Below are 6,911 nucleotides of genomic sequence, written 5' to 3'. Positions count from 1 at the left end.
CGATTTCCCAGAGCACCACGCTGGCCGACTGCTCCGCACGGGTGCATTCATTCAGTGTTTCCTGCCGGATATCCTGCATCAGTTCACCACCTGTTCAAAATCGGCCGTTACAGTCACCCATAACGCCCCCACGCTTGCCGACCATTTACGACAAACCACCCTGATCGGTTTCCAGTCATAAGGTGGCGTCCACTGAAATGCGCGGACGCCACCGTGCCGTTCCAGAAAGGCTTTTAAAGGTGGGTGTTCACCTTTACGAACACGTATCGTCACGCTGTAAGTCGACAGCAGATTATTCAGTCCCGCCGGGCGACGCTGTTCATAACCATCACCCAGCTTCACTGCCACCACTTTTGGCTCTGATACCACATTCATATCCGGGCGCACCTTCCAGCGAAACGTCTCCATTACCGGTATGCTCCACTTAACCGGCCACCATCACGGGCCTGCTGTTGCATAAAGTCCGCGGCCGCTTTTTTCCCGAGGTCATAAACCACCTTCAGTGCTGCCGGACCTATCTGCCCGTTCGTGCCGTCGTTATTGATCCCGATGTTGTACTGCGGGGCAAACATCACCATGCCTGAACCACCAGTATCCGCCACAACCCCCAGCTTACCATCAGCACCGCGACGCAGTGGCAGAATGGCTTCAGGTCCCGCTTCCCCCATCACACCCGCTCCTTTTGCAAAAGCAAAAAACGTCGGACGGTTAACCACCGTGCCACTGTAGCGACTCAAATCAGCAGACTGGTAAACACCGCCATCAGCATTAGTCGTGAAGCCGAATAAAGAACCGACGCCCTTTACCGCCTGCATCATGGCCATCTGTGCCATAATTCTGGCCATATCTGACAACAGGGAAGAGGTGAAGGATTTAAAATTCAGCTTACCGGTGGTACAGAATGTCGCCAGTGCATTACCGGCACTGCTGAATGCCACTGTAAACATCTGTTCTGCCGTTCCCGCCGCATTATCCGCATCCGCCGTAAAATTCTGAAACGCCCGCATGGCACCGTTTTTCCAGTCGCCCTGCGCCACTTCCAGTTCCTGCCAGTAGCGTTTGTTTTCATTCAGTTGTCGCTTCAGGCTCCCCTTCAGCACCTCCTCAGCCCTCCGGTAGTCCTCCGTCCCGTAAGTGCCTTTCTGGCGACTGTCATTCTCAAGCTGTTGCAACTGTTGCCGGTATTCCTGCCGGATGCGCAACTGTGCCTGGTAGCGCTGCCGCTGCTTATCCCCCATACCTGCAGTGGCAATATCCAGATTGTGCTGCTCACGCAGTGCACGTTCTTTGTCTGCCAGCTGGCTGGTCAGCTGAACCGTTTTTTTTCTCAGGTCGTTAAGCGCTGTCTGTTTCTGCAGCTCCTGCTGTTTCACATCCAGCAGCGTCAGCGCCTGAATCAGCTCATTCTTACGGGCCAGCACACTCTTTTCATCTGCCGTCAGCTTTTTCCCGTCCAGGTCGCTGATGCGCTGCTGCAGGGCCAGAAGCTGTTTATGCGCTTCAGTCATCCTTTCAGTGGCAATGCCTGCTGACTGTCTGGCAGCAGCAATCTGCCCTTCCACCTGTGCCTGCTGCTGACTGTACTGCAGCAATAACCGGGTGGCCTCATCATTACGGGTTGCCCGTGTATTTTTCTTAATGGCTTTTTCGTAACGTTCATTTTCACGCTGTATCGCCGCATCCCTGACAGCCTGGTCGGCGTACTGCATGGCATTAATACGCGCAATTTCCCGCTGATGTCGTGCAGCTTCCGTTTCATTCATCCGGTTCAGCACGGCATTTTCAGCATTCCGGCGTTTCTGTTGCTCCTGGTAATTCCGTTCTGCCTGCGCTTTTGCATCCTGCAAATCCTTCCGGCGTTTTTTCTCCTGAAGATCGTTAAGACGCTGCTGATCGTACTCCACCTGTGTGGAGGCGTTTGTCCACGGATATTTTTTCGCGCGCTGAATTTTTTCCTGTAACGCATCAATCTGCGCATCCAGCGAGTCTTCACGACCAATATTCATGGCCGCATCCCAGAACTGCTTCCACCAGTCAGACAAGGTTTGCAGCGTACTACCCAGCGCATTGAGATTATTATCAATATCAGATGTGCGTTTACCGGTTTCCTCTGCCAGCGCAGACATGGCGATCCGGGCCGCATCACTGGACCGCCCCTGCTCCCCAAGGACGCGTATCTGCTCAAGCTGAGTGGCAGTCAAAAAATGCAGCGCATTGTCCAGCGCCTTCGCGGCATTTACAGGATCATCCTTCAGCCGCTTAAACTGATTTATGGTATCGCTGACCGACTGGCCAACCGATCGCTCCATCTGTGCGGCAGCTTTCGCCACCATACCAATATCGTTTCCATGAAATGCCCCACTGCCCACCACCTGTGCCAGCGCACCGGCTGCCGCATGTTGCGTGATACCATTCCCGGATATGGCCCGGCTGAGTTTCCACAACTGCCCGACAGTGACACCGGCATAATGTCCCGTCAGCGCCAGCTGACGGTTAAATTCCTCGCCCTCCTTCCGGCCGTCATGCCAGGCTTTACCCAGACCCAGGACCGCCGCGACAAGTCCGCCAATAACGCCGCCAGTCATCATGCCTTTCGGCGACATCAGTGCGCCTGTCCATACGGCACGGTTAGCCAGCGTTATCCCGGATCCCCTCAGCGCACCAAAATTGCCGCGCGCCATCTGACTGATTAACACCCCCAGCTCCCGCCGGGCTGCCGCACTTTTCAGCCCCAGCGAATGTGTGGCTTTTCCTGCCCGCTCCATTTTGCGGATATACACTTCTCCAGCACTGCTTACCCCCAGCTGAGCCGCCCTGGCGCGAAGCAACTCAGAAGACGACAGATTCTGGCGGGTTGCCTGCTCTTTAAGCTGGCGGATAAACGCCGCTTTCTGCCGGGTGGCCTGTTCCTCTGCCTGCGTCAGGGCACGGGTTTTCGCCGTGATCTCCGAAATCAGCGCCAGATAATCCTGCTGACCAACCCCGCCACTGTTTCTGGCCTGTCGGATCTGCTGCTGAATACGCTGTAATTCCTGAAGCCCCGCACCGGCCTGTTTCACACTGTCAATCTGGCGATAAAAGGCGGCAGCCGCTTTATCCTGCGCCTCCGCCAGTGCCCTGGCCTGCGCCTGTTCCTCGCGCATTTTCTGATTCAGGGCATCCACGCGCAGACGGGTTTGTTCCACCTCACGGGCCATGCGTTCATGAGCCCGTGCATTCTTCTCCACCGTCTGCGCATGGGCTGATGCTGCTGTTGCAGCCGAAGAAGCCGCATGCATTGTCTGCCGGGCCGCCTGAGTCTGACGCTCCATAAAACGCTGCATACGGGCAGAAGACCGTTCTGCATCACCGGCTGCACCATTCAGAAGGTTTTTGATACGGGGAATTTCATTTTTAAACTCTGCCGCATCAATCCCCAAATCAATGACCAGGTTGGCTATCTGGTCCATAACGCACACCTCCGGAAATACCTTCCCCAAGATGCATCAGTTCTTCGTCCGTTCGCTCCGGTATCCCGTTCTCTTCCGGTAAAAGGCTGAAATCAGCCACCGCAGCATCACTGCTGCCGGACACCATTCTCACGATCAATGCCTTCAGCGAGGCAAACTGCGCATCCATCCACACATCACTGAAGCTCTGCATCCGGAAATAATCGCCCCCTCACCAAGCTCAGTGGCCGACATTTCCGACAGCATCCGCCGCCAGTCTGCCCGCCGGAACTCCCGGGCAAGCCGCATGACAAACTGCATTTCCCGCGTCAGGACTTTTCCGGCGTCAGCGCCTCATGATCATCATCCCCGGCATTCTCAATGGTCCCCATACCGCTCAGCGACAGAACCCTCTCCGCCCCCGCGCCCAGCGCATCATACGACCATGTTGTCATAATGGATGCGCAAAGCGTCTCAACATCCTGAGACTGCTCAGCATTCCACAGTGAGCGGGAAAGCAGCCAGGCATTGATATCCATTCCCATACGCAGAAAAGCAATCTGTCGTTCAGCCTCCGGCAGTTCTCCCTCCTGTGCATCAAACTTTGCCGTTCGCTGCTGAACAAACGTCAGATATTCAATTCTCTGCAGCCCGTACAGCTCACTGAGCACCACGGACTGTTTTTCATAATTAAACGTATCCTGTTTCAGAAACATCATGTTCTCCGGATGCAAAAAGCCCCGGATAACCGGGGCAATGATGAGTATCGTCCTGTTATGGTGCGCTGACGGTCACCGCAGCCACTGCCACAAACTCTCCGTCAGAGGTCATGCCCACGATGCTGACACTGCCCTGCTTCACGCCTTTCACCGTGGCCACAAGCCCGCTCAGGGTCACCGAAGCAGTCTGAGGATCTGACGAATGCACACTGATCGCTTTGTCACTGGCCCCATCAGGTTTTACTGTAAAGGTCAGTGTGGTGGTTGCTCCCGCTTTGACACTGACAGATGCCGGTGCCACCGTCAGTCCGGTAACACCCACGGTTTCAGCGCCCTCCTCTGCCAGATACGGACGCCCCACACCGCTGATTTTTACAGTACGGGTCATCACCTCTTTTGAGGTAATGGTTTTACCCAGTGAACTCATCCAGCCACGGAAAACATCAACCGTACCGTTGGGGTATTTGATACGAAACGCGCAGACTTCACCGGAATCGAACAACTGAACCAGTTTTTTCTGCCCGCTGTCACCCGGACGCCAGGCCAGCGTCGCCAAAGTATCACCGACGGATTTCTGCCCCTGGGTTGTCGTTTTCCAGTCTGCATCTTCATCATCGAGATAAGTGTCATCTTCTGCATCAGCGGTCATTTCGCCAGGTTGCAGATCCTTCACCATCGCAAGACGCAGCCAGTCAGTGTCCGACAAAGGGTTCGCAAACGCATCGCCCTTGCCGGTGTACATCCAGAACGTCGTTCCCGCACCTTTCGTCTTTGCCAGTGGATTTGGTGGTAAGCGTCAACGGAGCACCGTATTGACGCTTACCCTGAAGACATCGGTAAGTTGTGACGGCTGACAGCACATCCGTACTCCACCGGGAAGGAAGAGCGTGACTGGCTCATTCGTGACGGGCTGTGGTACATCAGCATGCAGTGGTGGCGCAATATGAACGTAAGCGTACAGCCTGCCAGTCGTCCTCATCCGTCATTTTTCCGGTGTACTGCGCATCACTCAGCCACACCGCCACGGCGGGCAGTTCCTGCGCATCAATAAATGCCGGAAGCCCGTCAAAAAGCACGACATTCCCCCCGCATTCGCCCTTCAGGCTTGCCAGTACTGCCTGGCGGATTTGTGTGTGCCTGTTCATCCCAAATGTATCCTCAGTTGCTGTTTCAGGGCATACCCCAGCTGTTTCGGCATTTCCGCGGCAATGATGCGGTCGCGGGCATCCTCAAATGCCTGTGTCAGCGGTCCGGCCAGCGGAATTTTCACAACCTCCACGGGCAGACGATTTTTTCTGGGCCGCCCCTTACTGTCCTTTCCTGTTTCAAAACACGCTTCAGGAAGACGCCTGAGAACATGCCAGCGACCGTTCGCCAGCTGCTGGATAAACGCACCACGAAAAAAGTATTTCCCCACCTTCAGTCCGTCACCGGCACGCCGGCATGTTGTGCCAAGCTTAATGGCGGGCAGATTGCCCCGGTTAACACGGATACGGGCATACATTTTTCCTGCCGGACTGGCTTTAAATACCCGGACGCGCTGACGCACCAGTTTCAGGGGGCCCCCCTTCACCTGGTTATCTCCCGCAACGGTATTCCTGGCGACCTGCCGGGTGGCAACCGAGACAACTTTTGCAGCAACCCGGTTTACTGCCCATGCGCTGGCCTGCGGCACCATACGGGTATCAAGACTGTTCAGATTGCGGATGGCATTCTCAAGCACCCTCATAATATCCCCCTGCCCTTACGTTTCCTGCTCCTTCACGCCGCAACCGGATATAACTACATCCGCCGTCATCAGGAGTAATACGATCCACGCTGAAAGACTCCCGGCCAATCATCAGCGAATCATTGCGACACAGCTGTAAAATATCTGCCGTTTTCACAAACAGGGATGGTAAAGAGTCTTCAATACGCACACCGCCGGCTACCAGAGAAATACTTTCAGGATCGTCAAAAACGCCGGAAATCCGGTGTCCTTTTAACTGGCCTGATGTAATGACTGCAGTAATGCCCATATTGCGAATAATGGCCCTGTCTGCGAGATCAAGCGCGGCATCAAACAGATTATCGAAATCAGCCACAATCCCCCCTGCTACTGCATTTTTACCAGGTCATCTTTTACCAGACTGGTGGCCATGCCGGCAGGCACGCGAAACACCGTTTCCGGCAGAACCAGTTTCACTGGCTTATCCTGTGTGGCGTGAAGCGCGTCAATATGCAGCGTCGTCCGTGCCACCACCCTGACCAGCTCATCCGTATTCTGAATCATCCTCTCCGGCGGAACTGCCTCCCCGTTATTTTCCTGCCCGGTAAGCACACTTGCCTGGTTGTCAGTGCCATCCACACCACCAAGCTCCTCTTCCAGCTCTGCCACACGCTGTGCGATATCTGCCGCGCTTCCCGACATATCAGGCTCACGCCCCAGCAATTCTGACAGCTCTTTCAGACGTTTCAGATTCTCGTCTTTCTTTGCCATATTTCTTTCCGGTTCAGTAAAAAACGGGGGCATACTGCCCTAATGCCAGTCAGTTAAGCAACTGACTGGCTCTTTTCGGGGCTGTGGGGTATTTCCAGGGCCTCTCCTTTACCACTCTCGGGAAGGCCCTTCCCCTTCTCGTCGGTAATTTCACAAGTTGTCCCATACTTGCAAGATCGCGCATCAGCTCCGGTATACGTCCCGGTGAAGCGCCCTGCAATGTCATCAGCATTCTCATCACCATTCCGCATGATTCTGAGAAACTCAGTTGATTCGGCCAGTAAC

Annotated in this window: 7 protein-coding genes and 5 pseudogenes; all 12 read right to left on the bottom strand. The window is 55.0% G+C overall.

Features of this window, described 5'->3' with window-relative positions:
• Window positions 1-79, bottom strand: a pseudogene (locus tag BGK49_RS30355) (phage minor tail protein L); the annotation flags it as partial.
• Window positions 79-408, bottom strand: coding sequence for a phage tail protein (locus BGK49_RS07210; RefSeq protein WP_000447385.1), 330 nt, complete (start codon window positions 406-408; stop codon window positions 79-81). The gene BGK49_RS07210 and the pseudogene BGK49_RS30355, both read right to left, overlap by 1 nt.
• Window positions 408-3,449, bottom strand: coding sequence for a phage tail tape measure protein (locus tag BGK49_RS07205; protein ID WP_000371977.1), 3,042 nt, complete (start codon window positions 3,447-3,449; stop codon window positions 408-410). Before BGK49_RS07205 ends, BGK49_RS07210 begins: the two co-directional genes overlap by 1 nt.
• Window positions 3,421-3,749 (bottom strand): annotated as a pseudogene (locus tag BGK49_RS07200) (phage tail assembly protein T). The gene BGK49_RS07205 and the pseudogene BGK49_RS07200 overlap by 29 nt, the downstream one beginning before the upstream one ends.
• An 8-nt stretch (window positions 3,750-3,757) precedes the next feature.
• A complete protein-coding gene (gene gpG, locus BGK49_RS07195) occupies window positions 3,758-4,144 on the bottom strand; it encodes a phage tail assembly chaperone G (RefSeq protein WP_000478929.1) in 387 nt (128 codons plus the stop codon).
• 58 nt (window positions 4,145-4,202) lie between these two features.
• Window positions 4,203-4,889: a phage tail tube protein gene (locus tag BGK49_RS07190; RefSeq protein ID WP_000287959.1), complete on the bottom strand. Its 687-nt coding sequence runs from the start codon at window positions 4,887-4,889 to the stop codon at window positions 4,203-4,205.
• Between the two features lie 54 nt (window positions 4,890-4,943).
• Window positions 4,944-5,060 (bottom strand): annotated as a pseudogene (locus BGK49_RS31630) (hypothetical protein); the annotation flags it as partial.
• 43 nt (window positions 5,061-5,103) lie between these two features.
• Window positions 5,104-5,292: pseudogene (gene gpU / locus BGK49_RS31625) on the bottom strand (phage tail terminator protein); the annotation flags it as partial.
• The gene (locus BGK49_RS07180) at window positions 5,289-5,876 is read right to left on the bottom strand and encodes a phage tail protein (RefSeq protein WP_001264267.1); all 588 of its coding nucleotides are present in this window, start codon (window positions 5,874-5,876) and stop codon (window positions 5,289-5,291) included. The gene BGK49_RS07180 and the pseudogene gpU, both read right to left, overlap by 4 nt.
• The gene (locus BGK49_RS07175; protein WP_000753022.1) at window positions 5,863-6,231 is read right to left on the bottom strand and encodes a head-tail joining protein; all 369 of its coding nucleotides are present in this window, start codon (window positions 6,229-6,231) and stop codon (window positions 5,863-5,865) included. The genes BGK49_RS07180 and BGK49_RS07175 overlap by 14 nt, the downstream gene beginning before the upstream one ends.
• A gap of 11 nt (window positions 6,232-6,242) precedes the next feature.
• Window positions 6,243-6,626: a DNA-packaging protein FI gene (gene gpFI / locus BGK49_RS07170; protein ID WP_001074427.1), complete on the bottom strand. Its 384-nt coding sequence runs from the start codon at window positions 6,624-6,626 to the stop codon at window positions 6,243-6,245.
• A gap of 49 nt (window positions 6,627-6,675) precedes the next feature.
• Window positions 6,676-6,911: pseudogene (locus tag BGK49_RS07165) on the bottom strand (IS4 family transposase); the annotation flags it as partial.

It is taken from the genome of Shigella sp. FC1544 (assembly GCF_001722145.1).
Classification (GTDB): domain Bacteria; phylum Pseudomonadota; class Gammaproteobacteria; order Enterobacterales; family Enterobacteriaceae; genus Escherichia; species Escherichia coli.
This window is presented reverse-complemented; position numbering and strand designations above follow the sequence as displayed.

Excerpts from the sequence above, each read along its gene's own strand:
- BGK49_RS07210 (WP_000447385.1), bottom strand. The coding sequence starts at position 408 with ATGGAGACGTTTCGCTGGAAGGTGCGCCCGGATATGAATGTGGTATCA.
- BGK49_RS07205 (WP_000371977.1), bottom strand. The coding sequence starts at position 3,449 with ATGGACCAGATAGCCAACCTGGTCATTGATTTGGGGATTGATGCGGCA.
- gpG (WP_000478929.1), bottom strand. The coding sequence starts at position 4,144 with ATGTTTCTGAAACAGGATACGTTTAATTATGAAAAACAGTCCGTGGTG.
- BGK49_RS07190 (WP_000287959.1), bottom strand. The coding sequence starts at position 4,889 with ATGTACACCGGCAAGGGCGATGCGTTTGCGAACCCTTTGTCGGACACT.
- BGK49_RS07180 (WP_001264267.1), bottom strand. The coding sequence starts at position 5,876 with ATGAGGGTGCTTGAGAATGCCATCCGCAATCTGAACAGTCTTGATACC.
- gpFI (WP_001074427.1), bottom strand. The coding sequence starts at position 6,626 with ATGGCAAAGAAAGACGAGAATCTGAAACGTCTGAAAGAGCTGTCAGAA.